Below are 26,942 nucleotides of genomic sequence, written 5' to 3' on the forward strand. Positions count from 1 at the left end.
TCTGGCACGATGGGGGAGTGAGTTTCTTCCTGGTCTTCCTTGCGATCGCGCTGGCCGGCGCCGCTTTCCTCCTCGGCACCGGCAGGGCGTCGAAAATCTTCCACGGCCGACGCGGGGCGGACGACGACGGCGGCCTGCGGGCCCTTGACGACGGCTTCGACCAGCCGGTCGCCAACCTCCCGCCCGTACTGCTGCCGGCCGAGGTGGAACCGTCCGACGTCGACCGCCTCCGTTTCGCTGTGGGCCTGCGGGGGTACCGGATGGACCAGGTGGACCAGGTGCTGGACGAATTGCGGGAACAGCTCGCCGCCAAGGACGGAAAGATCGCGGACCTTGCGGCCGAACTGGAGCGCCTCCGGCAGGAACCGGAGCAGGCTCCGTGAGCAGTGAACCGCCCAAGGCCCCGGCGCCGGAACAGGGGTACAGCCGCGCCGGCACGGAGTTCGGCGCCGGGAGCCGCGGGCCGCTGGGCCCGGGCGGTGCGGCCCGGAGCGGCGTCGCCGCGGCCGTCGCCCTGACGGCGCGCTGGCCATGGTGGGTCCAGGTGGGCGGACTCTACCTCGCCGCCCGGCTCGTCAGCGCTTGCATCTTCATGGCCGCCGCCCTCCATCAGGGCGTCAACCCCTGGTTTCCCGCCAAACCGGACTACTGGTCCTTCGTCAACATCTGGGATGCCCGGTGGTACGGCGAGGCCCTCCAGAACGGCTACCCGGCCGTCCTCCCGACCGACGGCGCCGGAAACGTCCAGGAGAATGCCTGGGCCTTCTACGCACTCTTTCCCATGCTGGGCCGGGTGGTCGCCGGGCTGGCGGGAGTGTCTCCGGCGTCCGCGCTGACAATGATCGCCATGGTGAGCGGTCTGGGCGCGGCCCTGGTCATCTACAAACTCTTCCGGCTCAGGGCATCACACCGCACCGCGGCGCTCTGGGGAACGGTGTTCGTGTCCACCTTTCCGGTCTCGGCGGTGCTCCAGGTCCCCTACGCCGAGTCGCTGAACCTGCTCTTGCTGGCCACGGCCCTGCTGCTGGTGATGGAACGCCGTTACCTGTGGGCCATGCCCGCCGTCGTGCTGATGTGCCTGTCCCGGCCCACCGGCGTGCCGTTCGCAGCAATGATCGGCCTGCTGTTCCTCCACCGGGTATGGCAGCACTACTCGGCGGCGGAAGCCGGGCGGTCCCGGGACGCGCCGCACAGCGTGCCGCAGCTGTGGTCGCTCGCCGGCCTGACGGCGGTCAGCGGCATCGGCGCCCTCCTGTGGCCCGCGATCGCCTGGGCCGTCACCGGCGACATCCAGGCCTACACCAAGACTGAAACTGTCTGGCGCGGCCATGACCTGGTGCCGTTCAAACCCTGGTTCGACACCGGCATCCTGCTCTTCGGCCCGGTCCTGGGGGTGCTGGCGCCTTTCGTTTTCGTTGCGCTGTTCGCCGCGGCCATGATGTGCCGCCCCGTGCGGGCACTGGGCACGGAACTGCGGCTGTGGTGTGCCTGCTACATGGGCTACCTGCTGATTTTCCTGCACCCCCAGACGAGCACGTTCCGGATGCTGCTGCCGCTCTTCCCGCTGGCCCTCAGCGCGGCCCTCGTCTCCCGGTCCCGCGCCTACCGCGGCAGCGTGGTCATCATGTTCCTGCTGCTGCAGATTGTCTGGATAGTGTGGCTCTGGGCCTGGGCCCCGCTGCCCGGCGGAGGGGACTATCCGCCGTGACGTGCGACACCTTTAGCGGCTGCCGGCGCCGCGCGGTGCGGCGCGTCGGAAAGTCCAACGATTAGCTACAGCCGCGTTGTTACGCGATAATAGTTGGTAAGCAAGGACAAGAAGCAAACTGAGTACATGGCCCTGATGGCACCCATCACGGCCGCCGGGCAGCTTGATTGACTAAGCGGACGCAGCCCGGCCGGGCTGGTATGTCACTGGACTAATGGAGGGGATATTCCTTATGGCGGCTATGAAACCACGCACCGGCGACGGCCCGATGGAAGTTACCAAAGAAGGACGAAGCTTGATCATGCGTGTGCCGCTCGAGGGCGGCGGACGGCTCGTGGTCGAACTCAACTCCGCCGAAGCTGCCAACTTGAAGGAATGCCTCGTCGGCGTTACCGAATAGCTTCACTGATTTTTTTACAGCGGGCGGGGTCCGCAGCCGGGTGGCTGCGGACCCCGCCCGCCGTCGTGTGAACGGCGGAATTGCCCGCCACCGGATGGCGGCTACCTGTCGCCTGCTATTTCTTGACTGCTATTTCTTGACTGCTACTTCTTGACGGCGACCAGCAGGCCGTCGCCGGTGGGCAGCATGGCCGACGCGAGGCGGTCGTCTTCCCGGATGGACTTGCCCACCTGGCGGAGGACCACGGTGGTGGCCTCACGCGCGGCCGGGTTGGCGACGCGGTCCTTGTCCAGCGCATCGTTGACGATCAGCAGGCCGCCGGACTTGAGCAGCCGGATGGCCTGTTCCACATAGCCGGGGTAGTTCGGCTTGTCCGCGTCGATGAAGACAAGGTCGTAGGCGCTGTCCGTCAGCCGGGGGAGGACGTCGCGGGCCCGGCCGGAAATGGTCCGCGTCCGGTTGGCCGGGCTCCCGGCCTCCTGGAACGCCTCCCGGGCGGCTTTGAGGTGCTCGACGTCGACGTCGATAGTGGTCAGCACCGCGTGCGGACCCAGTCCGCGCAGGATGCAGACGCCGGAGACGCCCGCGCCGGTGCCGATTTCGACCGCCGTCTGGGCCTTTGACGCGGCGGCCAGGACAGTCAGGACCGCCCCGACGCCGGGGCCGACCGGGGTGACGCCCAGCTCGAAGGACCGTTCGCGCGCGTGCAGCATGACCTCATCCTCGGCAGGCAGATCTTCTGCGTAGGACCAGCTCGTGGACTTATCGGCGCTCATGGAATTCGCTTTCTGGGCGGCAGGGGATTGTTCACTCCAGCGTACTGTGTCAGGTGGGACCCGGCAGGGAGGCGCCCCCGCTGTGGCGGTCACAGTGCTTACCCGCAGCCGCTGGTCCGGCCCGTGACGCGACGGTGCCGGCCGCTGCTTTCAGCCGTGGGCGGAAGGGGCGCCGGCGTCAGGAAATTCCCAGTTTGTTTTGAAATGATGGTTATCCGCTCATCCGCGTGGTGATCGGCGCCGAATCAAGGATGCAGGAGCTTGCAGCCGCAAGCACCGTCCACGGCGTAAGCACCATCCACGAGGGGAGCGGACAATGTCGGTAGTGGCAGCTGTCCCTGCAACTGAAGAGTCCCGGCCCGCGGCGGAAGCCGAATGGGTCCGGCCCACCTGGGAGGAAGTGGTGACCAACCACTCCGCGAAGGTGTACCGCCTCGCGTACCGCCTTACCGGCAACAAGTACGACGCCGAGGACCTCACCCAGGAAGTCTTTGTGCGTGTCTTCCGCTCGCTGGAGAACTTCAAGCCGGGCACCCTGGACGGATGGCTGCACCGGATCACCACGAACCTCTTCCTGGACCAGGCGCGGCGCAAGAGCCGGATCCGCTTCGACGCACTGGCCGATGACGCCGAATCCCGCTTGCCCGGACGCGAGCCGGGGCCGGAACAGAGCTTCGAGTTCAACAACCTTGACATCGATGTGCAGGCCGCCTTGGAGGAACTTCCCCCCGATTTCCGCGCCGCCGTCGTCCTCTGCGACCTTGAAGGGCTGTCCTACGACGAGGTCGCCGTCGCCCTGGGCATCAAGCTCGGGACTGTCCGCTCCAGGATCCACCGCGGCCGGACCATGCTGCGGGACAAACTCGCACACCGTGACCCCCGTCCGCCGCAGTCCGCCAAGGCGTCGCTGAAGCCGCGGCTGAAGATGCCGCGTATCGCCGGTCTCCTCTGAACCAGGCGATGCGTCTGCTGCAACGACTGCTCCGCGGCCCCCACCAGCGGCGTAACCGGCACCTGGATTCGTGTGCGGAATGCCAACTCCAGCAACGCCGGGAGCGCCAGTACCTGGAGCGGCTTCGAGGCGCTGAAGTGCCTGTGGCCAGCAATGACCTGACCGCACGCCTGCTGGCACGCACCGAGGAACTTGCGCGCACGGAACAGCCGGCCACCCCCCAGCCGGCGGCGGCCCGCGGATTCGGTCCGGCGCTGCGGGCAACCATTGTCGTGGCCGGCGGCGCGGCAGCCGCCGTGGCCCTCCTCGGCGGATCGGCCTACCTGATGGGCGGTGACCCCGCCCCGACGGCCGGCGAAGCGCCGGCTTCAGCACTTCTGCAGCGGGACCTCTCGGCCGCCGGGGCTGACCCCGGGGCGGACGCCGTCGAGGCCGGGGCGGGGGCGCCCGCCGGCTGGAGCCTCACCGGCGAACCGGACTTCACCCCGGCGGGAACACTTACCCGGGCGCAGCTCACGGCGCTGCGCTCCGAGGGATGGGCCTGCCCCGAGCTCCGTGAACTCGGCTACCACCTGGTCTGGGCCAGGAGTCGGGTGATGAACGGCGACGACATCCTGGAACTGCGTCTCACCGACGGGCGGCATTTTACCACCATCCTCGAACAGCACGGTGTCCCTGGTCAGCACAGCGGCGCGCCGGGGCAGCCAGGCGTCCCGGGAGGCGGTCCGCTGGCCGGCCCGCCGCTTAATCTCCTTACCGGCCGCCCGGCGGCGTCGGACGGCTTCACCCCCGCAACGGTGCCGGCGGGGAACGCCGCACCGGGCGCCGCGCCGGAGGCCGGGGCCGGCCCCGGGATCCTGTGGGTCAATCACGCCGCGCCCTTCGCTGCCATCTATCAGGCGGGCGAAACCACCTTGACCTACGTGTCGGACCAGCCGGCGGAACAGGCCGACGACGGCGTGGCCGCCCTGGTCCGGTCCCGCACCGCGGCGGCACCGGGGACGGCCGCTGAGCTGGGAACCGCACCGGAGGGGCCCGCCGAGGGCCCAGGGGCGGTCACCGGGGACGGGGCGGGCTCCGGGTCCGGTTTCACCGTCCGGATGGAGCGCGGCCTGGGCAGGATCGTGGAGCTGCTGGCCCCGTGACCGGCCGATGCCGGCCCGAGGTGAGAGCCCGCGCCCATGGGATGCTCCGCAACGGGCGCGAAATCTCACCTCGGCGGTGGCACAGGCCCGGGTGCCCGCGTCGTGTGTCCCGTGTGTCCCGGCCGAATCGTCCCAGCTCCGATTGAGAGGGTAATCTTCCTACAGTGCTTGGAATCAACGGACCAGAGTTCATACTCCTGCTGATCATCGGCCTTCTGGTGATTGGTCCCAGTAGGCTGCCCGAATACACCCAGAAACTTGCCAACATCGTCAAGGAAGTCCGCCGGATGGCGTCGGGGGCCCGGGAACAGATTAAGGAAGAAGTCGGCATCGACATCGATGACGTCGACTGGAAGAAGTACGACCCCCGGCAGTACGATCCGCGCCGGATCATCAAGGAAGCACTGCTGGACGATGACACCAAACCTGTCAGCGCCGGCGCCCCGGCTGCGGTAGCCACCGTGGCGGCTGCTACGGCGGCCGCGGAACGGCGGCCTGCCCGGGCGGTCGAACGCCTCCCGGCCGGCGAGCCTGCGCCCTTCGACTCAGAAGCTACCTAACGGGGCTGCAGGCCCAGGGATTTTCCGCTGAGCCCGCGCGGGACGGCGGTGAGCCTCCCGGCGATCTCCAGCAGCGCTGCGGCCGCCGGGGTGTCGGGACGGCCCAGCACCAGGGGGACCCCGGCGTCGCCGCCCTCCCGGAGCAGGATGTCGAGGGGGATCTGCCCCAGCAGCGGAATGTCGGTGCCCACCGTGGCGGACAACCGTTCGGCCAGCATAGCGCCGCCGCCGCTGCCGAACAGCTCCATCCGGCCGCCGTCGGGCATTTCCAGGTAGGACATGTTCTCCACGACGCCTGCGACGCCCTGGCCGGTCTGGACCGCGATGGCACCCGCCCGCTCAGCCACATCCGCGGCAGCCGCCTGCGGCGTGGTCACGACGAGGATCTGGGCTTTCGGCAGCAGCTGGGCCACGGAGATGGCGATGTCGCCGGTACCGGGCGGAAGGTCAAGGAACAGCGCGTCGAGATCGCCGAAGTAGACATCGGTGAGGAACTGCTCCAGGGCGCGGTGCAGCATGGGCCCGCGCCAGGCGACCGGCTGGTTGCCGGTGACGAACATGCCGATCGAGATGACTTTGACCCCGTAGGCCACTGGCGGCAGGATCATGTCATCCACCCGGGTGGGGGACTGGGTGATACCCATCAGCGCCGGGACGGAGAAGCCGTAGACGTCGGCGTCCACAATCCCCACGCGCAGTCCCTGGGCGGCCAGCGCGCAGGCGAGGTTCACCGTCACGGAGGACTTGCCGACGCCGCCCTTGCCGCTCGCGACGGCGTACACCTTGGTCAGCGAGCCGGGGTCGTTGAACGGGATCCCGCGCTGACCGCCGGCGCCGCGGAGCTGTTCCTTGAGGGCGTCGCGCTGCTCCTGCGTCATAACCTTCAGCTCGACCTCGACGCCGGTCACGCCTGGCACCGCGGACAGGGCAGCCTCGCAGTCGGCGGTGATGGTTCCGCGCAGCGGGCAGCCTGCGATGGTCAGGAGCACGGCGATCCGCACCCGTCCGCCGTCGGAGACCTCCACCGCGTCCACCATCCCCAGCTCGGTGATGGGGCGGCGGAGCTCGGGATCGATCACGGTGGCGAGCGCGGCCTGCACTGCCCCCTCCAGCGGGGAGCCCGGCAAGTCGCCCTGGGTGGTGCTGTCGTGGCTGGGGTTCATGCGGTGACTGCTCAGTTCTCGGGGGAGGCGGGGAGCGCAGGGGTGCCGGCGTTGTCCGTTTCGGCGCCCTGCAGCGTGTCCGGTGCGGCCTTCTTGGCGGGTTTAGGGGTGCTGTCGGACTTGACCCGGGGGATTTGCTGGGTCCGGGGGTTGCGCTGCTTGTCGCGGCGTTCCTTCAGCTTTTCCTTGACCTTCTCCCGCGGCGACTCGTGGACCCCGGCGGAGGGATCGTGGGTGCGCAGTTCCTCCTGCGCCTCCAGCATGTCCTCGAGCAGGCTGCGCAATTCGGCCCGGACGTAGTCGCGGGTGGCGACTTCCCGCAGCGCGATCCGCAGCGAGGCGAGCTCCCGCGTCAGGTATTCGGTGTCCGAGAGGTTGCGTTCGGCGCGCTGGCGGTCCTGCTGGAGGGAGACGCGGTCACGGTCGTCCTGCCGGTTCTGGGCGAGGAGCAGCAGCGGCGCGGCGTAGGAGGCCTGCAGCGAGAGCATCAGGGTCAGCAGGGTGAAGCCGAGGGCCAGGGAATCGAACTGCCAGGCCTCCGGTGCCCAGGTGTTCCAGGCCAGCCAGATGACGACGAAAACCGTCATGTAGACGAGGAACTGCGGCGTGCCCATAAAGCGGGCAAAGCCTTCCGTGGTCTGGCCGAAGGCATCCGGGTTGGGCGAGAACTTCGGCAGGATCCGCTGGCGGCCGCTCAGGGGTGTGTCGAGGCCTCCTTTGTCCGGGTTGCTGCCCGGCCGGACATGGGGGTTGCGTGGTGCGCTGTTATCAGCCAATGCGGCCTCCAAGCTTCCTTATCGGGACATCGTCCTCGTGGGCGCGCCAGTCATCGGGCAGCAGATGATCCAGCACATCGTCAACAGTCACCGCCCCCACAAGCCGACCGTCGCTGTTGACGACGGGGAGCGAGTTGAGGTTGTAGGTGGCCAGCGTCCGGGCCACCTCGCTGATGTGGGCCTGGTCCGACACCGGCTCCAGGGTTTTGTCCACCAGGTTTCCCAGCGGTTCGGGCGGCGGGTAGCGCAGGAGCTGCTGGATGTGGACGACGCCGAGGAACCGGCCCGTGGGCGTCTCCAGCGGCGGCCGGGCAATGAAGATCGACGAGGCCAGGGCGGGGGACAGCTCTTCGCGGCGGACATGGGCGAGGGCCTCGGCGACCGTGGCTTCCGGGGGAAGGATAACCGGGACCGGGGTCATCAGGCCGCCGGCGGTGTCCTCGTCGTATTCGAGCAGCCGGCGGACGTCTTCGGCGCCTTCGGGTTCCATCAGCTGGAGCAGTTCTTCGGCCTGGGCGCTGGGGAGTTCTGCGAGGAGGTCGGCGGCGTCGTCCGGGTCCATTTCCTCCAGAACGTCCGCGGCACGGTTCACGTCGAGGGCGGAGAGGATCTCCACCTGGTCGCCTTCGGGCATCTCCTGCAGGACGTCGGCCAGCCGCTCGTCCTGGAGCTCGCTGGCGACCTCGAAGCGGCGCTTGTCGGACATTTCCTGCAGGGCCTCGGCGAAGTCTGCCGGCTTGAGGTCCTCGTGGGTTGCGACGAACTGGGTGGCGGCCTGGGGTTCGGTGCGGGCGCCCTGCTGCGCGTCTGCCCAGTCGATGATCATGGTCTCGTTGCGGCGCAGCCTGCTCAGCGGGGAGAGGGAATGGCCGCGGCGGACAAAGAGCTTGCTGACAAACCAGTCGCCGGAGCGGTGCCTGTCCATCGCGATGTCCTCGATGGTGGCGTCCCCGCTGCCGTCGGCGAGTGTCACGCGCCGGTCGAACATCTCGGCGACCACGAGGGTTTCGGCGCCGCGCTGTTCGAAGCGGCGCAGGTTCACCAGCCCGGTACAGATGATCTGGGTCTGGTCGATCGATGTGATCCGGGTCATCGGCACGAAAACCCGTTTCTTCCCGGGGACCTCGACGACGATGCCCACCACGTGCGGGGCGCCCCGTGTGCCGCGGGAGAGCACGACGACGTCGCGCAGCCTGCCGAGACGGTCGCCCAGTGGGTCAAAGACGTCGAGTCCGAGGAGGCGCGCAACAAACACCCGCGATAGATTTGTGCTCACCACTACAGGCTACCGAGTCCGCTCTCTTTTAGCTGAATTTACAGCCGGTGCCCAGCCGGATAGGTAAGAATGGTCGTATGTCAAACATTTTTGGTGCTCCCAGGGCTGGCGCCCCCAACGGCCCGGACGAGGCCCGCAGTGTCCCCAAGGGCGACACCGTTGGTTCCTACAACTCCTACCTGGATGCCCAGAAGGCGGTGGACTACCTCGCGGACCAGCAGTTTCCGGTGCAGATGGTCTCGATCGTCGGCAACGACCTGAAGATGGTCGAGCGGGTCACCGGCAGGCTGACCTACCCCCGGGTGGCCCTGTCGGGCGCTCTGAGTGGCATGTGGTTCGGCCTGTTCGTCGGCATCATGCTCTCGTTCTTCTCCACGACCGACGGCGCCTTCTCGATCATGACGTCGGTGCTCATGGGCGCGGCGTTCTTTATGCTGTTCGGCATCGTCACCTATGCCATGCAGCGCGGCAAGCGCGACTTCACCTCCACCAGCCAGGTGGTGGCGACCAACTATGACGTCGTCGTTTCCTTTGAGGCGGCGAACGAAGCGAGGCGGCTGCTGCACCAGCTTCCGATGACACAGCATGACGCCACCGCGTCCGCCGGAACGGCCGGCTTCACCCAGCGCGACTACCAGCACCAGCCGTACCAGCCCGGCCAGCCGGGCCAGGAGGGCCACGCGCCGCAGCGTCCCGCAGGCTGGAGCGACCCGTACGGCCAGAGGAACCCCGAGGCCGGGCAGCAGCCCGGCGGACAGCCCGCCGAAGCGCAGCAGCCCGGCCACCAGCAGCCCGGCCACCAGCCGGCCGCAGGCCAGCACGCAGAGCCCGCCCAGCAGGCAGACCACCGGGGGCCCGCTGAGGGTGAGCCGGCGCCGGAAGAGCCCACGAAGCCTGCCGGGTTCGCCTATCCGGACCTGCCGGACGGCCGCCCACAGTACGGGGTCCGCGTCACCGATGCGCCCAAGCAGGAACCCGGCCAGGACGGACCGCAGCACTAGCAACGCAGAAGGCCTCCGCCCGGAAATGATCCGGGCGGAGGCCTTTTTCGTGTCCGCGTCGCCGTGCCAGCTTCTTCTTGCAGTCGCGCGTCAGCCGGCCGGTGGGGACCTACGCCGTCTGGCCTTCCGCTTCCTGGTAGATGCCCGCCATCCAGGACTCGACGTCGTCGGCCTTGCGGGGCAGGGCCGCGCTGAGGTTGACCGGACCGTCGGCGGTCATGAGGATGTCGTCCTCGATGCGGACGCCGATTCCGCGGTACTCCGCCGGAATGGCGAGGTCCTCGTCTTTGAAGTACAGCCCGGGTTCGATCGTGAAGACCATGCCCGGGGTGAGGACACCATCGAGGTACAGTTCGCGCTTGGCCTGGGCGCAGTCGTGCACGTCGAGGCCGAGGTGGTGGCTGGTGCCGTGCGGCATCCAGCGGCGGTGCTGCTGGCCCTCCGCGCTGATGGCTTCCTCGACGGAGACCGGCAGCAGGCCCCAGTCGGCCAGCCGTTCCGCCAGTACGGTGGTTGCGGCCGTGTGGATGTCGCGGAATTTGGTGCCGGGCTGCGCGGCGGCGAAACCGGCGTCGGCGGCGTCCAGCACGGCCTCGTAGACCTTGCGCTGGATGTCGGAAAACGTGCCGTTGGCCGGCAGGGTGCGCGTGATGTCCGCGGTGTAGAGCGAATCCGCCTCGACCCCGGCGTCGAGGAGCAGCAGTTCCCCGGCGGTGACCTTTCCGGTGTTCCGGGTCCAGTGCAGCACGGTGGCGTTGTTGCCGGAGGCCGCGATGGTGTCGTAGCCGAGCTCGTTGCCTTCCTCCCTGGCCCGGGCGAAGAACGCGCCTTCGACGACGCGCTCGCCGCGCTGGTGGGTCAGTGCCCGCGGCAGTGACTTGACCACCTCGGTGAAGCCCTGCACGGTGGCGGCGACGGCGGTCTTCATCTGCTCGACTTCCCACTCGTCCTTGAGCAGGCGAAGTTCGGAGAGGGCCTCCGTGAGCTTCTCGTCGAGGGCATCGAGGATCCCGAGGTCCAGGTTGTCCGGGTCCTTGGCGGTGTTGTAGCGGGCGGTGTCCACAAGGGCGTCGATGTTCTCGTCCACCTTGCGCACCAGCCGGATGGAGATCCCGCCGATTTCGGGGGCGCCCACGTTCTTGGTGATGCCGAGTTCGAGCTCGCTGATGTCTGCGGTGTCCAGGCCGAGGCGGGCCTTGAACTCAGCCAGGGTGGGGCGGGCGCCGATCCAGAATTCGCCGGAGCGGGAGTCGGCGTAGAACTGCTCGGTGTCGCGGCCGGCCAGCGGACGGAAGTACAGCGTCGCGTGGTGGTGGCCGCCGTCGTCGCCCTTGCCTGCCTCTACGGGTTCCAGGATGAGCACGGCGTCGGGCTCGTGGTCCAGGCCCAGGCCGGTGAGGTGCGCGAAGCCGGAGTGGGGGCGGAAGCGGTAATCGCAGTCGTTCGAGCGGACCTTCAGCGGGCCGGCGGGGATGACCAGGCGTTCGCCTTTGAACTGCTCGGAAATGGCGCGGCGGCGGGCGGCTGCGTGGCCGGCGACGGCGTCGCGTTCCGGGAGCTGCTCGGGGGCCGGGGCCCAGTTGCTGGCCATAAACGCCTTGAAGGCGTCGGAGCTGGGCCGCTGGGAGCGGTTGTTGACGCGCTCGTCGAGGGGCTGGGAAGCGGAGACTTGGGTGTTATCTGCATCTTTCACCGTCCCATAGTCTCACCAGCGGAGCGGCTTAGGCCAACAGGCCGGCGGCGGCTGTCCGGGGCGCCGCGGCAGCGATCTACTAGGCTGGTGGAGTGAGGATTGACCTGCATGCCCACTCGAATGTTTCCGACGGCACCCAAGCGCCCGCTGCGGTGATGGCCTCGGCCGCGGAGGCGGGGCTCGACGTCGTCGCCCTGACCGACCATGACTCCACGGACGGCTGGGCCGAGGCCGGCGCGGCGGCCCGGGAACACGGTGTTGCGCTGGTTCCCGGCATGGAGATTTCCTGCCGGACGACGGAGGGCATCAGCGTCCACCTCCTCTGCTACCTGCACGACCCGGCGCACGCCGGCCTGCTGGAGGAAATCACCAAGGCGAAGGACGCCCGTTTCACCCGGGCCGAGCGGATGGTCAGCCTGCTCGCCGAGGACTACCCGCTGAGCTGGGACGATGTCATCCACCATGTCGCGCCGGGCGCCACCCTGGGCCGCCCCCACATCGCCGACGCCCTCGTCGCCGCGGGTGTGGTCGCGGACCGCACCGAGGCCTTCGAATCAATCCTGACCTCGCATTCACGCTACTTTGTGCAGCACTACGCGCCGGACCCGGCGTACGCCGTCGAACTGGTCCGTGACGCAGGCGGGGTCCCGGTGTTCGCCCACCCGGTGGCATCCGCCCGCGGCCGGATCGTGGGGGAGCGCGTCTACCGGGAAATGATCGACGCCGGGCTGGCCGGGCTGGAAATCTACCACCGGGACAACCCCGAGGAGGGCAGGGCGTTCCTGCGCAAACTCGCGGACCGGCACGGGCTGCTGGTCACCGGGTCCTCCGACTACCACGGGGCCGGGAAACCGAACCGCCTGGGCGAGAACCTCACGGCACCGGAGGTCTTTGCCCGGATCGAGGAACTGGGAACCGGAACGTCCGTGGTGCGCTGACCCCCTTCGACCCAACTGACTGGCAGCAGGGGCCGTTTTGAGCGCTCAGAACGGCCCCTGCTGCGAGTTAGTTGGGAATGTGTGTCAGATGCCCGGGAAAACGCTAAAACTGGCGTGCGGGGCGAGCCGTTTGGCCATGACGTCGATGGCCGGCTCGTTCTGGTCCACGCAGACGAACTTCCGGTCAAGCTTCGCGGCGACGGCGCCCAGGGTCCCCGAACCCGCGAAGAAGTCCAGGCACCAGTCGCCGGGGCGGCTGGACGCGGCCACCACACGACGGATGAGCCCCTCGGGCTTCTGCGTCGGGTAGCCGGTCTTCTCCTTGCCCGTGGGTGAGACGATCGTGTGCCACCAGACGTCGGTGGGCAGCTTGCCAAGCTCGCGTTTGGCCGGCGTCACGAGTCCCGGCGCCATGTACGGTTCCCGGTCCACTTCGGCGCTGTCGAAGTGGTACTTCGTCGGGTTCTTGACGTACACGAGGATGTTGTCGTGTTTGGTGGGCCAGCGGTACTTGGCGCGGGCGCCATAGTCATACGCCCAGATGATCTCGTTCAGGAAGCACTCGCGGCCGAAGATGGCGTCGAGCATGACCTTCGCGTAATGCACCTCACGGTAGTCCAGGTGCAGGTACAGGGTGCCGTCATCGGCAAGCAGCCGCCATGCCTCGACGAGCCGCGGCTCCAGGAAGGTCCAGTAGTCGCTGAACGCGTCGTCGTACTTGTGCAGCGCGCCCTTGATCGTGTCATAGGAGCGTCCTTTGAACCCGACCCGGTCGCCCTCACCGCCGGCATTGAGCACCATCCTGGTTTCCTGGCGCTTCTGGACCCGGCCGGTGTTGAACGGCGGGTCCACGTAAATGAGTGTGAAGGCGCCGTCCGGCAGCGTCGGGAGGTACGCCGCGTTGTCCGCGTGTACCACCAGGTTGCTGCCGTCCGGCGCCCAGACGGTGTCAGTCATGAGGGGGTTTAGGCCTCGGTGTTGCTGGCCGGGGCCCCGGCCTGTGCCTCGCCTGCCACCACTTCGCCGTTGCGGCGGCGGGTGCGGGTGCGGCGGCGTGCGCGGGTGGCGCGGTCGACCTCGGTGGGCGCGCTGGCGGCGGCCTTGGCCGGAGCCTCGGCCGCGGGGCCGGTGGTAGTTTCAGCCTCGGCGGGACGACGACGGCGCTCACCCGAGCGTGCGCTGTCTTTGCCGCCGGTGCCGGCTCCGCCGCTGCGGCGGGAATCGTGGCTGCCGTCGCGGCCGCCGGTGCCGCGGCCCCCGGTGCTGCCACTGTCCCGGCCACCGCTGCGGGCATTGTCGCGGCCGCCTGTGCTGCCGCCGTCCCGTCCGCTGGGGCGGGTGTTCTTCTTGCCGGTCTCGCCCAGGTCCTCAAGGACCTCGGCGTCGACGCCGGCCAGCACACGCTTGTCGCGGGGCAGCCGGCCCTTGGTGCCTTCGGGGATGTCGAGTTCCTCGAAGAGGTGCGGGGAGGAGGAGTAGGTTTCCACGGGCTCGGGGACGCTCAGGCCCAGGGCCTTGTTGATCAGGCCCCAGCGGGGCATGTCGTCCCAGTCGACGAAGGTCACGGCCGTGCCCTTGTTGCCGGCGCGGCCCGTGCGGCCCACCCGGTGCAGGTAGATCTTCTCGTCTTCAACGCACTGGTAGTTGATGACGTGCGTGACGTCGTCAACGTCGATGCCGCGGGCGGCGACGTCGGTGGCGACGAGGACATCCACCTTGTTGTTGCGGAAGGCGCGGAGCGCCTGCTCGCGGGCGCCCTGGCCAAGGTCGCCGTGGATGGCGGCGGCGGCGAAGCCGCGGTCCACGAGTTCCTCGGCCACCTTGGCGGCGGTGCGCTTGGTCTTGGTGAAGATGATGGTGCGGCCGCGGCCGCGGGCCTGCAGGATGCGGGCGACAACCTCGATCTTGTCCATGCTGTGGGCACGGTAGATCAGCTGGCGGATGTCGCGCTTGGTCAGGCCCTCGTCGTCCGGGTCGGCGGCGCGGATGTGGGTCGGCTTGGTCATGTAGCGGCGGGCCATGGCCACGACCGGGCCGGGCATGGTGGCCGAGAACAGCAGCGTCTGGCGGACGGCGGGGGTGCCCGCGATGAGGGTTTCGACGTCCGGGAGGAAGCCGAGGTCCAGCATTTCGTCGGCCTCGTCAAGGATGACCATCTTGACGTTCTTCAGGACGAGGTGCTTCTGCTTGTAGAGGTCGATGAGGCGGCCGGGGGTGCCGACAACAATCTCGACGCCCTTCTGCAGCGACTCAACCTGCGGCTCGTAAGCGCGGCCGCCGTAGATCGTGGTGATGCGGGCGTTGCGCTTGCGGGCGGCGTTCTGCAGGTCGCCGGCAACCTGGACGGCGAGTTCGCGCGTCGGTACGATCACGAGGGCCTGCGGGGCGCCCGGGGCCGGGAGCTGGTCATAGCCCGCGTCGTCCGGTCCGACGACGCGCTGGAGCGCCGGGATGCCGAAGCCGAGGGTTTTGCCGGTGCCGGTCTTGGCCTGGCCGATGATGTCGTGGCCGCTGAGGGCGACCGGCAGGGTCATGGCCTGGATCGGGAAGGGGTGCGTGATACCGGCGTCGGCCAGCGACTCCACGATGTCGGCGCGGACGTTGAAGTCGGCGAAGGTCTTCTCGGCGATCTCGTGCGGCTTCTCGTCCGAGATGATGGTCTCTTCCGGCTCGATCGTTTCCGTTCCGGATTCGTCGGTCAGAAGCTGGTGCGTGTGCAATTCACTCACTAGGGGAGTTTCCTTATTCATTTTGGGCTGCGCTGCTTGCTCAACGGGGCCGGCCGGGTGGCCGTTCCGGAGCACGCTCAGGCGCGCAGGCAATTCCAGTGGAAGCCGATCGCGGGCTATCAAATGCTGGCACTGGGGACCAGCGGGTCTGTCTCAAGATCGCGTAGGGGCGGGCTTGTTGAATTCGAAAATCATGGAAATCAACGACCGGGCATCCATATCTACCCTTCCAGTCTAGCTGTACGCGGCCCGGAACCTCGACGGACCGCGCTGAGTCCGAAAAGATGCGCGCGGAACCACTGCGGCGTGCTCAGCCCACCAGCTCCAGCCGGACCTCGCGGGTGGTGATGTTGGCGGACACAATCCGGACCCGGACCTGGCTGCCGGGTTCCAGTTCGCCGGGGCACCGGGCAGTCACCGCAGGCTCGGCGATCTGCACGATCCCGGAGGGAACGCTTCCGTTGCCCGGTTTGGTGCCGGCGGCTCCGTTCCCGTTCGTTCCGTTGCCGGTCTTGCCATTCGCACTTTTCCCGTTGCCGGTCTTCCCATTGCGGGCCGGCTTGGAACCGGAGATCACGACGGCGTCGAACTCCTGGCCGACGTGGTTGACCAGCAGCGCCGCCTCGACGGTGTCGAGCGAGAGCCGCTCCAGCCTGGCGGCCAGCTGGTCGGAGCCCGCCATGATCGAGGGCAGGGACGGCAGGGCCTCGCGGGCCCAGGCAGGGACAGCCGTGCCGTTGCTGAGGGCCTCGCAGATGACCAGGACAAAACGGTCGACCAGGCGGCGCAGCGGGGCGGTGGAGTGGGCGTAGGCGGCACCGATGGCTGCCTGGATGGCGGCCCCGGGCACAGTTCCGTCGAAGGGCGTGTAGCCTGCGCCGCGGAACAGCATGCCGGCCGAATGCACGATCGCCAGCTGCTGCGGGTCCATGGGATCAAGGGTGCGCAGGTATTCGCCGTAACTCATTTCGCCGTCCCAGGGCTTGCCCAGGGCTCGGGTCTGGCGGTGGAAATGCGACAGCGAGGCTTCATCCGGCGCCGGCATGGTGCGCAGGATGCCGACCTTGCCCTCCAGCATGATCCCCGCGGCGGCCATCCCGGTCATCAGCGAAATCTGGGCGTTCCAGTCCTCCACGGGCAGCGGCGGGGCAGCGACAATCCGGTAGCCGCCGTCGGGCAGCTGCTCGATTTCCTGTTCCGGCATATTCAGGCTCGCGCCGCCGCGGAGCCGTTCCAGCTCCACCCGCTTCATCCCGACTTCCCTGAGCAGCTGCAGCACAGGAGCGGCCGTGCCGGCGTCGAGCTCGGCCTGCACCCCCTGGTAACTGAGCTTCGCCCGGCTCCGGACGGTGGCGCGGCGGACCAGCACCGCGGACACCTCGGCGGCGTCGTCGAGCTCGAATTCCCACACAAACGCGGCACACCGCTGCCCGGCCAGGAGGCTTCCGGCTTCTTCGCTGATGACTTCCGGATGCAGCGGAATCCGGCCGTCCGGGGTGTAGTAGGTCTGGCCGCGGCGGCGGGTTTCGGCGTCGAGCGCCCCGCCGGGGACGACAAAGGACGGGACGTCGGCGATCGCGTAAAAGACCTTATAGCCCGCGCCGGCACGGTCGATGAAGAGGGCCTGGTCCAGGTCGGTGGAGGACGCGGGATCGATGGTCACAAACTCAATGTGGGTGAAATCAAGCTCCGGCAGCTCGTGCCCGGCGACGGCCTCCTTGGCCTCCCGCAGGGCGTCCTCGGGGAACGGGCCCGGCAGTTCCAGCGTGGTGCGCAGCGCGTTGAGGGCCTGGGCAAGTTGGTTCTTCTGCTGGTGGATATTCGGGGTCAAGCGATGATGGGACACGAAAATCAGATTAGCTTCAATTGCGCCATTAGTCTTGGATCATGAGCACATCCCCGGCCGATCCCGCCCGTTACAACACCTTCCTGAGGGATCTGCTCGGCGTGATGGCTTACGGTGAGCTTTCCGCCTTCGAACGGCTCTCCTCCGATGCCCGGTATTCACCCACCCTGCACGACCGTGCGGTGCTGGCCCGGATCGCCGTGACCGAGTTCCAGCACTACGAACTCGTGAGCGCCAAACTCGACGCCATGGGCCTTGACCCGGAAGCTGCCATGGTTCCGTTTCAGCCGTCCGTGGACCACTTCCACGAACGCACGCGTCCGGCGGACTGGTACGAATCCCTCATGAAGGCGTATGTGATCGACACCGTCTCCGCCGATTTCTACCGCGCCATTTCCCGCTACGTCGACGCCTCGACCCGTGCCCTGGTGGAGCAGATCCAGGCCGACGGGGAGGCCACCGCCGTGCTGCGGGACCGGCTCAGGACGGCCCTGGCCGACGACCCGCGGCTGGCATCGCGGCTGGCGCTGTGGGCGAGGCGGCTGCTCGGCGAGGCCCTGACCCAGGCCCGGCGCGTGAGTTTCGAACATGCCTTCGTGGGCGGACTGATCGGCGCGGACGAGGAGCAGTCGAAGGAACTTGTCCGCGAGCTGATGCGGGAACTGGCGGCGAACCACTCACGCCGGATGACGCAGCTCGGCCTGGCCGGCTGAGCGGTCGGTCCGACTCAGCTGTCCGCGGCGTCGAGTGCGGCGAGCAGGGCCCGGGCGGCGTCCGCGGGATCGTCGGCCTCGGTGATGGCGCGGACCACCACGATCCTGTGTGCGCCCGCCGCCACCACCTGCTCCACATTTCCAAGGTCGATGCCGCCGATCGCGAACCAGGGCACCACGCCCGCGACCTTGCCCGCGACCTTGCCCGCGACCTTGCCCGCGACCTTGCCCCCGGCGCTATGTGCCGCCCGGCGGATCGCGTCCGCCGCGTAACGCACCAGTTCGAGTCCGACGGCGGCTCGCCCCGGCTTCGTGGGGGTGGCCCACACCGGCCCGACACAGAAGTAGTCCAGGCCGTTGCGGCCGGGGGCGGCGGCAATGGCTGCGTCCACCTGCTCCGGGCTGTGGGTGGACAAACCGATCACGGTGTCCTTGCCGAGGAAGTCCCGGGCCGCCCCGAGGGGGATGTCCTTTTGCCCGATGTGGAACACCGGAGCCCCGGACAGCGAGGCGAGGTCCGCCCGGTCGTTGACGGCCCACAGCCGGCCGTGGCGGTGGGCTGCCTGATGCAGGACCTCCAGCAGTTCCAGCTCCTCGGCAGCCTCCAGCGTCTTGTCGCGCAGCTGGATGATGTCCACGCCGCCGGCAAATGCAGCGTCCACGAAGTCCGCAAAGTCGCCGCGGTCCCGGCGGGCGTCGGTGCAAAGGTAAAGGCGGGCGGTGGTGTGGACGGCATCCTGGCTCATGCTTCCAGCCTAGTTCCTCTAAACTGGGCCAATACCGCGGGAGCCTGCCGCGCCCGTCCACGCCCCTGGCGTCCGGCACCGGCAGGCTGAGAGGGCGTCAGAGCCGACCGCTTGACCTGATCCGGTTAGTACCGGCGTAGGGAAGGAACCTTTTATGGGCAGCAGACTCGTCCCAGCCACGGCCTCAGTCACCGATGCGGCGGCCGCGGCCGCCGCGGATAACACCAAAACCCCCAAATGTTACGACGTTGCTGTGATTGGCGGCGGCGTTGTCGGCCACGGGATCGCCTGGGCGGCGCGGCGCTCGGGCCGTTCGGTGGCCCTGATTGACGACGCCCCCGGGAGCGGCGCCAGCTGGGCCGCCGCGGGCATGCTTGCCCCGGTGAGTGAACTCCACTACCAGGAGGAAGCCCTCCTGGAACTCATGCTTGAATCCTCCCGGCTCTGGCCGGCCTTCGCCGCCGGACTGGACGGTGCGGCCGCGGAAGACCCGCGAGACGGCGGCTCCGGGACGGGATACCTCACGACGCCGACCCTCGCCGTGGGTGCCGACGCCGCCGACCGCCGGGCGCTCGCGGACCTGCGCACCGTCCAGCAGGCTGCCGGCCTCGCCGTCGAACCGCTGATCGTCCGTGCGGCGCGCATCCGTGAACCCCTGCTGAGCCCGGGCATCTCCTGCGCCTTCGACATTCCCGCCGACCACCAGGTGGACCCCCGCCGTCTGCTCGCCCGGATCGGGGAACTGCTGGCCGCGGACGGCCGCTGCGACACCATCGCCCGGCGCGCTGCCGGGCTGCTCTGGGAGGACGGGCGGGTGGCTGGCGCCAGCCTCGCCGGCGGCGGTTCTGTCCGGGCCACGGAAACCATTGTGGCCAACGGCCTCGGCGCCGCCGCGCTTGAGGGACTGCCGGCGGGGCTCCGGCTGCCGCTGCGGCCGGTCCACGGTGACATCCTCCGGCTCCGGGTGCCGGAGAAACTGCGCCCGCTGCTCACCTCCACGGTGCGCGGACTGGTGCGCGGGGTGCCCGTCTACATCGTCCCCCGGCAGGACGGCACGGTGGTGATCGGTGCCACCCAGCGGGAGGACGCCCTCGGTGAAGACCTCCGGGACGCTGCCCCGCCGGCCGCCCCGACAGCCGGCACGCCGGCCGGTGCCGCTGTGTCCGCCGGCGGCGTCTACCAGCTGCTGCGCGATGCGCAGCAGCTGGTCCCCGCCGTCGCCGAACTGGAATTGCTCGAGGCCACCGCCCGGGCCCGGCCGGGGACCCCGGACAACGCGCCGCTGCTGGGCCGGGTGGCGGAACCGGGAAGTTCGGCAGGCATCGCGGGCCTGATCATCGCCACCGGCTTCTTCCGGCACGGAATCCTGCTCACGCCCGCCGCCGCAGAGATCTGCCGCGGACTGCTGGACGGCGTCGCGGATCCCCGCTGGGCCCACTTCCGGCCCGACAGATTCAGCACCGGCACACAGTCCGCCGGACCTGCTGCCGACGGTCCGCACACCACATTCCCCCGGAACACCAACACCCGGAACACCAACCCTGAGCACAACAAGGAAACGGTATGAACATCACCCTGAACGGAACCGGGCACTGGCTCCCCGACGGCGCCTCGGTCAGCACCCTCGTCAGCCAGGTCACCGGGCGGACCCTGGCCCCCAACGGCCAGTCTGAGGACGGCGGCAAACTCGGCGTCGCCGTGGCCCGCAACGCCGAGGTGGTCCCGCGCAGCCAATGGCACGGCACCGCGCTCGCCGACGGCGACGACATCGAGCTGGTAACGGCGGTACAGGGAGGATGAGCAGCATGGAGGACACCACACTGGCAGCGGCGCCCGGAGCCTCAGTGCCCGGAGCGTCAGCGGCCGCCGCGGATCCGTTCACGGTGGACGGCGTGCAGCTGGGGTCGCGGCTCATCATGGGCACGGGCGGGGCCCCGAGCCTGGACGGACTGGGGGCTGCACTGCTGGCCTCGGGCACCGAACTGACCACCGTCGCGATGCGGCGCTATTCGCCGGCGGAGTCCGGGTCGCTGTTTCAGCTGCTGCTGGAGCACAACATCCGGGTGCTGCCCAACACGGCGGGCTGTTTCACCGCCAGGGACGCCGTGCTGACGGCCGAACTGGCCCGCGAAGCCCTCGAAACGGACTGGGTCAAGCTCGAGGTCATCGCGGACGAGCACACCCTGCTGCCGGACGCTGTGGAACTGGTCGACGCCACCGAACAGCTGGTGGGCCGCGGGTTCAAGGTGTTCGCGTACACCAACGACGACCCGGTGCTGGCGCTGCGGCTGGAAAACCTCGGCGCCGCTGCTGTCATGCCCCTGGGCGCGCCGATCGGCACCGGCCTGGGCATCCTGAATCCGCACAACATCGAACTGATCGTCTCGCGGGCTTCCGTGCCCGTGGTCCTGGACGCCGGGATCGGCACGGCCTCCGACGCGGCCCTGGCCATGGAACTTGGCTGCGACGCCGTGCTGCTGGCCACGGCCGTGACCCGGGCCCAGAACCCGGTGCTGATGGGGGAGGCCTTCAGGCACGCGGTGATCGCCGGTAGGCTGGCAAAAAGGGCCGGCAGGATCCCGCGCCGGGAGCACGCGCTGGCGTCCTCGGCCATGGAGGGCCGGGCCGAATTCCTTTAGGCAAAGGAGCCTGCCATGGCAGCCGCAGATGATGTCCTCACCGAGGCCCAAATTGACGAGGCCCTGGCGGAACTGCCCGGCTGGAGATGCCGGTCCGGTGGACTCGTCACGGTCTGCAAAGCCCCGACAGCCGCCGCAGCGCTGGAACTGATCGCCGCCGTCGGACGCCTGGCGGAAGAGCAGAACCACCACCCGGACCTGGACTGGCGCTACCGGAGGGTCTTCCTGCGGTACAGCTCGCACGACGCCGGGGACAGGGTCACGCGGCGGGACGTCGCGGCCGCTGCAGCCGCCGGTGCGGCAGCCGCCGGGATCGGCGCCACCGCGGAACCTCCGCCTCAGTAGGTCCGAGTCCGGTCACGTGCCGGAGGAAGCGGCGGCGGCGGCGGGGGCCTAAATGACCGGGGCGTTAACGAACCGTGACCACGCACCCGGCTGGGTGGTGGTCACGGATGCAGCGCCCGCCGGGGGAAGCTGTCAGTAGCGCAGGATGGTGGTCAGCCGTGCTGTGTCGCGGCTGGTGCGGTTCCTGCCCAGGTACAGGACGGCCGCGACGGCGGCGGCCGCGCCGAGGACGATGGGCAGCACCCACGGAATCCAGGTCAGTCCGGGCTGGTAGCCCAGCCCTGCGGCGATGAAGATGATCCAGCTCAACATCCCGACCGTGAGCGACACCCCTGCCGGCACCGCGATGCCATATTTGGCGTGCCGCTTGTCATTGGCCCACACCACAAAGCCCGCGGCCACGGTTGCCAGGGCAACAACAATCAGGGAAAGCATGTTCGGACTCCTTGCGGATCTGGGGGACCGGTCAGCAGCGCTGCCGCCAGGGACAGCTGCGGACGGTGATTAGAGCGCGCCGAAACCGACGCGGCGTACTTCCTCGGCGCCGATTTCGACATAGCCCAGGACGTTGGCGGGAATGATGATCTGGCGGCCTTTTTCGTCCGTTAGCCGCAGCTCCGTGCCCTTCGCGATGGCCTCGCCGACCACCTTGGCCACGGCGTCGGCCTCCTGGGACGATTCCAGGACAATTTCGCGGCCGATGTTCTGAATGCCGATCTTTACTTCCACTGCAAGGCCTCCCAGCCAATCAAAGTTCTTTGGGTGTTATCTCTATTTGTAGTCTAGGTTTCCTTGGGGAAGCGGGAGATTCCGCGCCAAGCTAAACGGTAGATCAGATCGCTCGCCACATCGAGGTCAAGATTGCCGTCGGTTTCGAGCCAGTACCGGGCGCTGACCTGCGCCATTCCGGCGAGACCGCGGCCCAGCAACTGGGACTCCAGCTCGGGCAGCTTGGTGTCCTCTGCGATGACACGGGCGACGGCATCGGCGAAGGTCTTGTTGAACGCTTCCAGCCGGGCGCTGACGTCGGCGTCATTGACGAGGTCGGACTCGAAGACGAGGCGGTGGGCCTGGTCGTCGCTGGCGATGAAGCGGAAGTAGGCCCGCATGACAGCCTGGACTCGCTCATCGTTGTCCGTCGTTGAGTTGAGGGCCCCCAGCAGCAGCCCGATCAGTTTGCTCAGCTGGCTGTCCAGCAGGGCCAGGTACAGCTCGCGTTTGGACGGGAAGTGCTGGTACAGCACGGGCTTGCTGACGTGTGCGGTCTCGGCGATTTCGTCCATCGCGGCGCCGTGGTAGCCGTTGGCAACGAAGACTTCCTGGGCGGCCGCCAGCAGCTGCGCCCGGCGTTCATCGCGGGGAAGCCGCGCCGATCGTTGTCCGCTTCGTGCCGGGACGTCCGGTGACTTTCCGGCATGACCCCGCTCAACCGGTGCCTGATGAACCACTGTCGGCCTTCTTTCGCTTGCTGTTACGTCCACTTTACGTGCCGGTAATATGACCTGACGGCATCTTCGGGCATAGATTGAAGTATGGCTTCCAAGTTCACTCCCAATGCAGCGTCCGCAGGCACGGAAAAGGTATCCGGAACGCCAGGTCCGCTGGTGGAACCGGCCGACGGCCTGAGCCCGGACGAGGTGGAACGCTACTCCCGGCACCTGATCATTCCGGAAATCGGCGCAATCGGTCAGCGCCGCCTGAAGAACGCCAGGGTCCTCGTGATCGGCGCCGGCGGCCTGGGCTCGCCCGCGCTGCTCTATCTGGCCGCCGCGGGCGTCGGCACCCTGGGAATCGTCGACGACGACACCGTGGACCTGAGCAACCTTCAGCGCCAGGTGATCCACGGCGTGGCGGATGTGGGCCGGCCCAAGATCGAGTCCGCCCGCGACGCCATTGCCGCCCTGAATCCGCTCGTGGAGGTCCGGCTGCACAATGTCCGGCTTGACGCCTCCAACGCCCTGGAACTCTTTGCCGGCTACGACCTCGTCCTCGACGGCGCCGACAACTTCGCCACCCGCTACCTCGTTAATGACGCCGCGGCGATCCTCGGCAAGCCCTACATCTGGGGTTCGATCTTCCGCTTCGACGGGCAGGTCAGCGTCTTCTGGGAGCAGTTCGGCCCCACGTACCGGGACCTGTATCCCGAGGCGCCGCCCGCGGGTTCCGTGCCGTCCTGCGGCGAGGGCGGCGTGTTCGGCATGCTCTGCGCCGCCGTCGGTTCGCTCATGGTGACGGAGGCCGTCAAGCTCATCACCGGCGTCGGGCGTTCCCTCTTGGGCCGGGTGGCGCTCTTCGACGCACTGGGCGGGTCTTGGCGCGAAATCAAGGTCTCCCGTGATCCCGAGGCGGAGCGGATCACAGAACTGACCGACTACGAGGCTTTTTGCGGCATCACCCCCGCCTCCGACGCGGGCACCGAACATACCGTGACCGCCACGCAGCTGGCGACCATGCTGGCCTCCCGGACGGCCGGGCTCAAGGATTTCCAGCTGGTGGATGTGCGGGAGACAGGGGAATACGAGATCGTCCGGATCGACGGGGCGGTGCTGATCCCGCAGGGCCGGATCCTGGCCGGCGAGGCCTGGCAGGAGCTGCCGCAGGACATGGACATCGTGTTCCACTGCAAGGCCGGGACCCGGTCCGCGGCCGTTCTCGCCGCTGCCCGGGCCGCCGGCTATGAGCGCGTCAGCCACCTCGACGGCGGAATCCTGGCCTGGGTGCGCGACGTAGAGCCCGGAAAACCGGTCTACTGACCGTCGTAGCGTGAAATGAACCCGTCTGGAAGGCCAGTGACATGAGCGTCACCCCGCAGCACAAAATCGGCTCCGGTTTCGGGCGGGACTCAACGGCGGCTGAGGTCGTTGCCGGGATCGACCTGCACGGGAAGACCGCCATCGTCACCGGCGGCTACTCCGGACTGGGCCTGGAAACCGTCCGGGCCCTGGCGTCAGCGGGCGCCGCGGTGGTGGTGCCGGCCCGGCGGCCGGAACATGCCCGCGAGGTACTGGCGGAGGCCGGCGTCCCCTCCGGGACAGGCGCCGGAGAAGTCAGCGTCGCCGCGCTTGACCTGGCCGACCAGTCCAGTGTCAAGGAGTTTGCGGCCGGCTTCCTGGCTTCCGATTTCCTTGGCGGGAGCGGCAGCCTGGACATCCTCATCAACAACGCCGCGATCATGGCCAGCCCCGAACGCCGTGTGGGTCCGGGCTGGGAGTCGCAGTTCGCCACCAACCACCTGGGTCACTTTGCCCTCACCAACCTGCTCTGGCCCTCGCTGGCTGCCGGTTCCGGGGCCCGGGTCGTGTCGCTGTCCTCCACCGGGCACAAGCTCTCGCCGATCCGCTTCGAGGACATCAACTTCGAGACCGGCTATGACAAATGGCGGGCGTACGGGCAGGCCAAGACGGCCAACTCGTTGTTCGCCGTGCAGCTTGACGCGCTCGGCAGGGACTCCGGGGTGCGCGCCTTCGCGGTGCATCCGGGAGGGATCATGACGGAACTGCAGCGCCACCTGCCCAGGGAAGAAATGATCGCCGCCGGCTGGATGGATGAGGCCGGCAACGTCGACGCGCGGTTCAAGACCCCCGCCCAGGGTGCGGCGACTTCCGTGTGGGCGGTGACGTCTCCGGCGCTCACGGGAATGGGCGGCGTCTACTGCGAGGACTGCGACGTCGCTGAGCCCACCGTAGTGGGCTCGCCGGAGGCGCGGATCCGGGGCGTTGACGCCCACGCGGTGGACCGCGCTGATGCCGCCAGGCTGTGGACGCTGTCCGCTGAGCTGACGGGAATCAACGCCTTCGCCGGCTAGCGCCCGTGCACTAATGACGTGGCTGGATGACCGAGTTGAGCGGCATGCCTCGAGTCGTTCAGGTCTGTGGCGGGCCATGGGTGTCCTGCCGTGAAGAGGTGCCAGTCCGGGAAGGGGTCGGGCGGCAGTTTCTCGTCGGGATCAGGGCCGGGATCCGGTGGCGGGCCCAGGTCAAGGAGTGTGTCTGCGTCGGTGGCCGTATCCAGGGCAGGGGTGTCTTGTGGCCAGTGGGGTGGTTCCCAGTCCTGCTGTTCGCTGGGGTAGTGCCTTCCGGATGGTGAGGTCCAGCCGGGCGGTGCGTCTTTGCTGGCTCCGGCCGGTGTCCAGGCTGAGTTGTGTTTCAGGCCGTGGTGTTTGCGGCAGGGCTGGCCGAGGTTGGAGATCCCGGTGGTGCCTCCGTCGGCCCAGGCCAGGAGGTGGTCGGCGTCGTTGTCCAGGGACGTGTTGTTGCAGCCCGGGAAGGGGCACTTCCCGTCGCGGAGCCGCAGCCACTGCCGCACTGCCTTCGGCACCCGGTAGCTGGACCGGCCGATTTCCAGCGGCGCCCCGTCCCGCGGGTCCACCAGGACCCGGTAGAAGGAGCCGGCGCCTTCGGCGATGAGGCGGCGGGCCATCGAGGGCGGGATCGGCCCGTACCCGTCCAGGACCGCCGGTTCCTCACCCGCGCCGAGCAGGGACAGGACGGGGACGGTGATCAGGACCTGCGCCCGCGGCGACGGCACACCCCCGCCTGCCACTTCGCCGTCGGCGAGTCCGCTGCTGAGCAGCCAGGTCGCGGCGATGTCGGCGCGGAGCTGGGTGAGGGTCCGCACCTCGTCCGGGCCCTGGAGGGCCCGGCCGGCGTCGGTGGTCCGGTCCCAGATCCCCGCGGCGGTATCGGCCGGCAGGTACGCGGAGAACCAGGCCATCCCGTCGGAGTCCGGGCGGTACTCGACCCGCCGGTCCGCAGCGCTCTTGGTGTGGCGTGTCTCGATGCTGTCCCGGTGGTGGCGTTCGCGCCAGGTGCGGGCCTTGGCCCGGAACCGGGACGCCACGAGCTCCCCGGCCGGGCAGCCACGGGCCGGGTCCGGTGCGGCCGGGTCCAGGAAGTGCGCTTCCAGCCCGGCCGCCCCGGCCGGGTCCAGGCTGCTGGTTTCGTCGACGATGATCCGGGCGTGCGCCCAGGAAATCCTCCCGGCCGCCAGCGCGGCCAGGGTCAGCGGCAACGCCGTCGTGAGGGCCTGGCAGTCGGACAGGAAGGCCCCTGCGGCCCGTTCGCCCACGGTCAGGACACACGCGACCTCAGCCGTCACCGCCATCTCCTGGCACTTGGCGTCGTGCGGTGCCATCGCCGGTGCCGCCATGGCATCGGTGGCCCGCAGATAGGTCGCGCCCAGCCGCACCTTCAACGCCGCGGCCCGCGCCTCCCACCGGGCGACCTCGGCAAGGCCGTCCAGGCAATCATCGGCAAGATCCCGCAACGGATCGTCCGCCAACGGACCAGCATCCCGGCCGTCGCCGGCCCCGGACGGACCACCGCCGTCAGCGCCGGCCCCGGTGACGGAATCCAGCGCCGCAGTCAACACCGCGACGCCCGCCAGGGCCTCCCTGCCATCCGCACTCCAGTCCGTGCTTTCCATACACCCAAACTAGCGCGCACCTCCGACACTTTTCACGATCCCGGCAGGGCAGCGGGACACCCCTTGCATGACGGTGGGACACCGGCGAGAATCGAAGAACGCCGGGGGCATA

28 protein-coding genes and 1 riboswitch are annotated in these 26,942 nt (G+C 68.7%); of the genes, 15 read left to right on the forward strand and 13 right to left on the reverse strand.

The annotated features are described in order from the left end of the window. Window positions 1-17 precede the first annotated feature (17 nt). The 3 genes from GXK59_RS03925 (at window position 18) to GXK59_RS03935 (ending at window position 2,108) form a co-directional block, all read left to right on the forward strand. Window positions 18-383: a DivIVA domain-containing protein gene (locus GXK59_RS03925; protein WP_160664541.1), complete on the forward strand. Its 366-nt coding sequence runs from the start codon at window positions 18-20 to the stop codon at window positions 381-383. Between the two features lie 83 nt (window positions 384-466). Continuing rightward, window positions 467-1,708, forward strand: coding sequence for a hypothetical protein (locus GXK59_RS03930; protein ID WP_160668976.1), 1,242 nt, complete (start codon window positions 467-469; stop codon window positions 1,706-1,708). A gap of 232 nt (window positions 1,709-1,940) precedes the next feature. Further along, window positions 1,941-2,108, forward strand: a complete 168-nt coding sequence (locus tag GXK59_RS03935; RefSeq protein ID WP_160664543.1) for a DUF3117 domain-containing protein — start codon at window positions 1,941-1,943, stop codon at window positions 2,106-2,108. Between the two features lie 143 nt (window positions 2,109-2,251). On the opposite strand, the gene GXK59_RS03940 is transcribed toward GXK59_RS03935, so the two are convergent. Further along, window positions 2,252-2,884, reverse strand: a complete 633-nt coding sequence (locus GXK59_RS03940) for an O-methyltransferase (RefSeq protein WP_024365481.1) — start codon at window positions 2,882-2,884, stop codon at window positions 2,252-2,254. A 316-nt stretch (window positions 2,885-3,200) separates the two neighbouring features. Here GXK59_RS03940 and sigE point away from each other — a divergent pair, with 316 nt between their 5' ends. The 3 genes from sigE (at window position 3,201) to GXK59_RS03955 (ending at window position 5,541) form a co-directional block, all read left to right on the forward strand. Then, window positions 3,201-3,836 (forward strand): RNA polymerase sigma factor SigE, encoded by a 636-nt coding sequence (gene sigE, locus GXK59_RS03945; RefSeq protein WP_160664545.1) that lies wholly within the window; start codon window positions 3,201-3,203, stop codon window positions 3,834-3,836. Between the two features lie 143 nt (window positions 3,837-3,979). Beyond that, window positions 3,980-4,981, forward strand: a complete 1,002-nt coding sequence (locus GXK59_RS03950; RefSeq protein ID WP_160664547.1) for a hypothetical protein — start codon at window positions 3,980-3,982, stop codon at window positions 4,979-4,981. 164 nt (window positions 4,982-5,145) lie between these two features. Next, window positions 5,146-5,541: a twin-arginine translocase TatA/TatE family subunit gene (locus tag GXK59_RS03955; RefSeq protein WP_160664549.1), complete on the forward strand. Its 396-nt coding sequence runs from the start codon at window positions 5,146-5,148 to the stop codon at window positions 5,539-5,541. Here the strand turns inward: GXK59_RS03955 and GXK59_RS03960 are convergent. The 3 genes from GXK59_RS03960 to GXK59_RS03970 are packed head-to-tail and all read right to left on the reverse strand — an operon-like array spanning window position 5,538 to window position 8,756. Next, window positions 5,538-6,704 carry an Mrp/NBP35 family ATP-binding protein gene (locus tag GXK59_RS03960; protein WP_160664551.1) on the reverse strand — a complete coding sequence of 389 codons (1,167 nt, stop codon included), beginning with the start codon at window positions 6,702-6,704 and terminating at the stop codon, window positions 5,538-5,540. The two genes, GXK59_RS03955 and GXK59_RS03960, sit on opposite strands and share 4 nt — an antisense overlap. Before the next feature lie 11 nt (window positions 6,705-6,715). Beyond that, the gene (locus GXK59_RS03965) at window positions 6,716-7,492 is read right to left on the reverse strand and encodes a DUF1003 domain-containing protein (protein WP_237393780.1); all 777 of its coding nucleotides are present in this window, start codon (window positions 7,490-7,492) and stop codon (window positions 6,716-6,718) included. Then, the gene (locus tag GXK59_RS03970; RefSeq protein ID WP_024365844.1) at window positions 7,473-8,756 is read right to left on the reverse strand and encodes a magnesium transporter MgtE N-terminal domain-containing protein; all 1,284 of its coding nucleotides are present in this window, start codon (window positions 8,754-8,756) and stop codon (window positions 7,473-7,475) included. The genes GXK59_RS03965 and GXK59_RS03970 overlap by 20 nt, the downstream gene beginning before the upstream one ends. Before the next feature lie 77 nt (window positions 8,757-8,833). On the opposite strand from GXK59_RS03970, the gene GXK59_RS03975 reads away from it, so the two are divergent. Next, on the forward strand, window positions 8,834-9,757 hold the full coding sequence (locus GXK59_RS03975) for a general stress protein (protein WP_160664553.1): 924 nt from the start codon (window positions 8,834-8,836) through the stop codon (window positions 9,755-9,757). Window positions 9,758-9,866: 109 nt separating this feature from the next. Here the strand turns inward: GXK59_RS03975 and GXK59_RS03980 are convergent, their stop codons facing one another. Next, entirely contained in the window at window positions 9,867-11,450 is a 1,584-nt protein-coding gene (locus tag GXK59_RS03980) for an aminopeptidase P family protein (protein WP_160664555.1), read from the reverse strand. 92 nt (window positions 11,451-11,542) lie between these two features. Between GXK59_RS03980 and GXK59_RS03985 the strand changes: the two genes are divergently transcribed. Next, window positions 11,543-12,388: a PHP domain-containing protein gene (locus tag GXK59_RS03985; protein WP_160664557.1), complete on the forward strand. Its 846-nt coding sequence runs from the start codon at window positions 11,543-11,545 to the stop codon at window positions 12,386-12,388. An 84-nt stretch (window positions 12,389-12,472) separates the two neighbouring features. Here GXK59_RS03985 and GXK59_RS03990 read toward each other — a convergent pair whose 3' ends face one another. The 3 genes from GXK59_RS03990 to GXK59_RS04000 form a co-directional block, all read right to left on the reverse strand. Then, complete coding sequence (locus GXK59_RS03990; RefSeq protein ID WP_160664559.1) at window positions 12,473-13,345, reverse strand: DNA-methyltransferase; 873 nt, start codon at window positions 13,343-13,345, stop codon at window positions 12,473-12,475. A gap of 8 nt (window positions 13,346-13,353) precedes the next feature. Further along, on the reverse strand, window positions 13,354-15,117 hold the full coding sequence (locus GXK59_RS03995) for a DEAD/DEAH box helicase (RefSeq protein WP_160664561.1): 1,764 nt from the start codon (window positions 15,115-15,117) through the stop codon (window positions 13,354-13,356). Window positions 15,118-15,427: 310 nt separating this feature from the next. Next, window positions 15,428-16,963 (reverse strand): RNB domain-containing ribonuclease, encoded by a 1,536-nt coding sequence (locus GXK59_RS04000; protein WP_160664563.1) that lies wholly within the window; start codon window positions 16,961-16,963, stop codon window positions 15,428-15,430. Between the two features lie 41 nt (window positions 16,964-17,004). Here GXK59_RS04000 and GXK59_RS04005 point away from each other — a divergent pair, with 41 nt between their 5' ends. Continuing rightward, the gene (locus GXK59_RS04005; RefSeq protein ID WP_160664565.1) at window positions 17,005-17,676 is read left to right on the forward strand and encodes a ferritin-like fold-containing protein; all 672 of its coding nucleotides are present in this window, start codon (window positions 17,005-17,007) and stop codon (window positions 17,674-17,676) included. A 14-nt stretch (window positions 17,677-17,690) separates the two neighbouring features. On the opposite strand, the gene GXK59_RS04010 is transcribed toward GXK59_RS04005, so the two are convergent. After that, complete coding sequence (locus GXK59_RS04010; RefSeq protein ID WP_160664567.1) at window positions 17,691-18,422, reverse strand: thiamine phosphate synthase; 732 nt, start codon at window positions 18,420-18,422, stop codon at window positions 17,691-17,693. Window positions 18,423-18,448: 26 nt separating this feature from the next. Next, window positions 18,449-18,583: riboswitch (TPP riboswitch) on the forward strand. Between GXK59_RS04010 and GXK59_RS04015 the strand changes: the two genes are divergently transcribed. The 4 genes from GXK59_RS04015 to GXK59_RS04030 all read left to right on the forward strand — a co-directional run bounded on the left by GXK59_RS04015 (window position 18,577) and on the right by GXK59_RS04030 (window position 21,406). Beyond that, complete coding sequence (locus GXK59_RS04015; protein WP_160664569.1) at window positions 18,577-19,989, forward strand: FAD-dependent oxidoreductase; 1,413 nt, start codon at window positions 18,577-18,579, stop codon at window positions 19,987-19,989. Its footprint overlaps the riboswitch before it by 7 nt. Beyond that, window positions 19,986-20,222 (forward strand): sulfur carrier protein ThiS, encoded by a 237-nt coding sequence (gene thiS, locus GXK59_RS04020; protein ID WP_160664571.1) that lies wholly within the window; start codon window positions 19,986-19,988, stop codon window positions 20,220-20,222. The genes GXK59_RS04015 and thiS overlap by 4 nt, the downstream gene beginning before the upstream one ends. Window positions 20,223-20,227: 5 nt before the next feature. After that, window positions 20,228-21,061 carry a thiazole synthase gene (locus GXK59_RS04025; RefSeq protein ID WP_272927704.1) on the forward strand — a complete coding sequence of 278 codons (834 nt, stop codon included), beginning with the start codon at window positions 20,228-20,230 and terminating at the stop codon, window positions 21,059-21,061. Between the two features lie 15 nt (window positions 21,062-21,076). Then, window positions 21,077-21,406, forward strand: a complete 330-nt coding sequence (locus GXK59_RS04030) for a 4a-hydroxytetrahydrobiopterin dehydratase (RefSeq protein ID WP_160664573.1) — start codon at window positions 21,077-21,079, stop codon at window positions 21,404-21,406. Window positions 21,407-21,538: 132 nt separating this feature from the next. Here the strand turns inward: GXK59_RS04030 and GXK59_RS04035 are convergent, their stop codons facing one another. From GXK59_RS04035 to GXK59_RS04045, 3 genes are all read right to left on the reverse strand, one after another. Next, the gene (locus GXK59_RS04035; protein ID WP_160664575.1) at window positions 21,539-21,841 is read right to left on the reverse strand and encodes a hypothetical protein; all 303 of its coding nucleotides are present in this window, start codon (window positions 21,839-21,841) and stop codon (window positions 21,539-21,541) included. Between the two features lie 69 nt (window positions 21,842-21,910). Further along, entirely contained in the window at window positions 21,911-22,135 is a 225-nt protein-coding gene (locus GXK59_RS04040) for a DUF3107 domain-containing protein (RefSeq protein ID WP_024367741.1), read from the reverse strand. A gap of 53 nt (window positions 22,136-22,188) precedes the next feature. Beyond that, window positions 22,189-22,854, reverse strand: a complete 666-nt coding sequence (locus GXK59_RS04045; protein WP_024367742.1) for a TetR/AcrR family transcriptional regulator — start codon at window positions 22,852-22,854, stop codon at window positions 22,189-22,191. 84 nt (window positions 22,855-22,938) lie between these two features. On the opposite strand from GXK59_RS04045, the gene moeB reads away from it, so the two are divergent. After that, window positions 22,939-24,159 carry a molybdopterin-synthase adenylyltransferase MoeB gene (gene moeB, locus GXK59_RS04050; RefSeq protein ID WP_160664577.1) on the forward strand — a complete coding sequence of 407 codons (1,221 nt, stop codon included), beginning with the start codon at window positions 22,939-22,941 and terminating at the stop codon, window positions 24,157-24,159. Window positions 24,160-24,200: 41 nt separating this feature from the next. Continuing rightward, entirely contained in the window at window positions 24,201-25,211 is a 1,011-nt protein-coding gene (locus GXK59_RS04055) for an SDR family NAD(P)-dependent oxidoreductase (RefSeq protein WP_160664579.1), read from the forward strand. On the opposite strand, the gene GXK59_RS04060 is transcribed toward GXK59_RS04055, so the two are convergent. Next, window positions 25,208-26,830: an HNH endonuclease signature motif containing protein gene (locus GXK59_RS04060; RefSeq protein WP_160664581.1), complete on the reverse strand. Its 1,623-nt coding sequence runs from the start codon at window positions 26,828-26,830 to the stop codon at window positions 25,208-25,210. The two genes, GXK59_RS04055 and GXK59_RS04060, sit on opposite strands and share 4 nt — an antisense overlap. Between the last annotated feature and the right edge of the window lie 112 nt (window positions 26,831-26,942).

This window comes from Pseudarthrobacter sp. ATCC 49987, assembly GCF_009928425.1.
GTDB lineage: Bacteria > Actinomycetota > Actinomycetes > Actinomycetales > Micrococcaceae > Arthrobacter.